Annotated in this window: 2 protein-coding genes; both read left to right on the plus strand. The window is 50.3% G+C overall.

What is annotated here, in order from left to right:
* The first annotated feature begins 268 nt into the window (after positions 1-268).
* A complete protein-coding gene (locus HWQ67_RS16275) occupies positions 269-715 on the plus strand; it encodes a hypothetical protein (RefSeq protein ID WP_218253738.1) in 447 nt (148 codons plus the stop codon).
* 118 nt (positions 716-833) lie between these two features.
* Positions 834-2,363 (plus strand): methyl-accepting chemotaxis protein, encoded by a 1,530-nt coding sequence (locus HWQ67_RS16280; protein ID WP_218253739.1) that lies wholly within the window; start codon positions 834-836, stop codon positions 2,361-2,363.
* Positions 2,364-2,477 lie beyond the last annotated feature (114 nt).

Raw genomic sequence — 2,477 nt, forward strand, 5'->3', positions numbered from 1 at the left:
AGGGGACTTCTTCGTGGCCGGGGCGCCTCGCCCCTCCCCTTGCGGGGGGTTCTGAAGGGGGGCGGAGGGGGTGGGGCACCCCTGCCACAAACCGCCCCTTTCTTTCTTTGTATCGTATGCAATCGAAACGCGCTATATATAACGCTTCTTTATCGCTCCATTGCAATTGCCCTGTGAAGTAAAGTTTTTTTACTCGTTTCTCTGTTGTTATGTTATAATTGCGGATGCTATGAATAGCATTAAACTTAAATCAACAATGGAGGTTTTAATGAAAAGGAATTCGGGTTTGGTTGTTGCGCTGCTTGTTGCATTTGCAGTTGCGGTATTTGGCGGTTGTGTCACATCACAGGAGAAAAAGGAAGGTGCATCGGTCAATGAGGGCAGCATCCTGTACGTGTGTGACTGTGGACCGGACTGTCGCTGCAAGGATGCCGTATCGGTGCATCCCGGTAAATGCCCCTGTGGAGGCGAGAGCGCCTCTACGCACGTGCTGAAGATCGAAGGCGATGAGGCCGTGCTATGCACCTGTGGCGCCTCCTGCTCTTGCACAATAGACCCCAAAGACCCGACAAAGTGTTCCTGCGGTAAGCCTGTAAAAAAGGTAAGCCTCAAGGGGCTTTACGTGTGTAGTTGTGGTGCCGGTTGTACGTGTAACACGGTATCGGATAAGCCTGGTAAGTGCAAGTGCGGCGCCGACCTGCGCAAAGTAGAATAGCCACACGGCACCCGATACACATGACAAGGACGCAATATCCCCCTCCCTTTATGGGCGGGGGCGGGGGAGGTTGAGTGTAGAGATATATTTTTTTAATAGGAGGACATTTTAGATAGATATGTTTAAGAACTTAAGGGTTGGAACCAGGATTGGTGGGAGTTTCGGGATAATTATATTGCTCATATTGCTCATGGGTGGTGGTGTATTCGTTGCGTTTAAGGACATAAAACAACACGCCATGCAAGTTGAAAAAGAGAGCCTGCCCTATGCCCTCATCGCCGATGATATGGTACTCGATGTTGTACAGGTACAGCAGTTCATACAGGATGTAGCCGCAACGCACAATACCGATGGTTATAAAGAGGCGGCGGAAGCGGCATCCCAGTTTAAGGAAGACGCAGAGAAGGTCATGAGTATGTACAGGGCAGAAAATGACACGCAAGCCCTCAAGAATTTGGAGGAAATCGTGGCGCTCTTTGCACGCTACTACGAACTGGGCAACAAGATGGCCGATACCTACGTCAATCAGGGGTTGGAAGAAGGAAACAAGCTGATGGAGGGCTTTGACAAGATCGCCTCGGAGTTAACCGACAAGGTCAGCCAGTTCAGAGATACGCAGGTGAAAGAGGCCAGGGATATGACACACGGGATAGGGACAACTATCGATACGACGCTGTACAGCGTGATGTTAATCGTTGGTCTTATTATAGTTGCCGGCATAATTATTGCTATATTAATCACCCGCAGTATAGTTATTCCCTTAAAGCAAGCAGTTGAGGTATCAAACCGGTTGGCCGCCGGCGATCTGACGCTGAGTATAAATGCCGACTCCAGGGATGAGACGGGACAACTATTGTCGGCAATGAAGCACATGGCTGAAAAACTGACTGACGTCATTCTTAATGTAAGGGCAGCATCCGATATTGTAGCAAGTGGCAGTGGAATAATAAGCACAAGCGCCCAGACGTTTTCGCAGGGGGCTACGCAACAGGCGGCCTCAATTGAGGAGACATCGGCATCTATGCAAGAAATGTCTTCAAATATAAAGCAGAACGCAGAAAATGCCATGCATACGGAAAAGATTGCCATAAAAGCCGCTCGCGATGCCGGAGAAAGCGGCAGCTCTGTAAAGGCGACCGTCGATTTGATGAGAGAGATAACCAGCAAGATATCGATCATAAAGGACATAGCCGGCCAAACAAATCTCCTTGCGCTTAACGCTGCAATAGAGGCGGCACGGGCAGGTGAGCACGGCAAGGGGTTTGCCGTAGTGGCGTCGGAGGTGAGAAAGCTGGCGGAACGCTCTCAGAAGGCCGCCGTGGAGATAACCCAATTGTCGGAGTCAAGCGTCTCAACCGCAGAGAAAACCGCCACGATGCTCACGCACCTTGTCCCTGACATCACAAAGACGGCAGAGCTAATCCAGGAGATCAGCGCGGCCAACAACGAGCAAAACTCCGGGGCAGAGCAGATCAGTAAGGCAATACAGCAACTGGACATGGTGATCCAGCAAAACGCCCAGTCGGCAGAGGAACTGGCATCCACCTCCGAGGAACTCAACTCTCAGGCGGATATACTCAAGGGCACGATCGATTTCTTCAAGTGCGGCAATGCAGGCGCAGGAAAGACAAAGGCGCTTACTCATTAAAAAGAAAACTATGGTTTCGCACTTTCTGGATTCCTGCTTACGCAGGAATGACACAGATGGGCGCAAAATACCATTTCTTGTCATTCCCGTGAAAACGGGAATCCATTTTCAAAA

The sequence above is a fragment of the Candidatus Magnetobacterium casense genome (genome assembly GCF_019173545.1).
GTDB classification, from domain to species: Bacteria; Nitrospirota; Thermodesulfovibrionia; order Thermodesulfovibrionales; family Magnetobacteriaceae; genus Magnetobacterium; species Magnetobacterium cryptolimnobacter.

What these genes read in the sequence shown, in the direction of transcription:
- HWQ67_RS16275 (WP_218253738.1), top strand. Translation starts at nt 269, where the DNA reads ATGAAAAGGAATTCGGGTTTGGTTGTTGCGCTGCTTGTTGCATTTGCA.
- HWQ67_RS16280 (WP_218253739.1), top strand. Translation starts at nt 834, where the DNA reads ATGTTTAAGAACTTAAGGGTTGGAACCAGGATTGGTGGGAGTTTCGGG.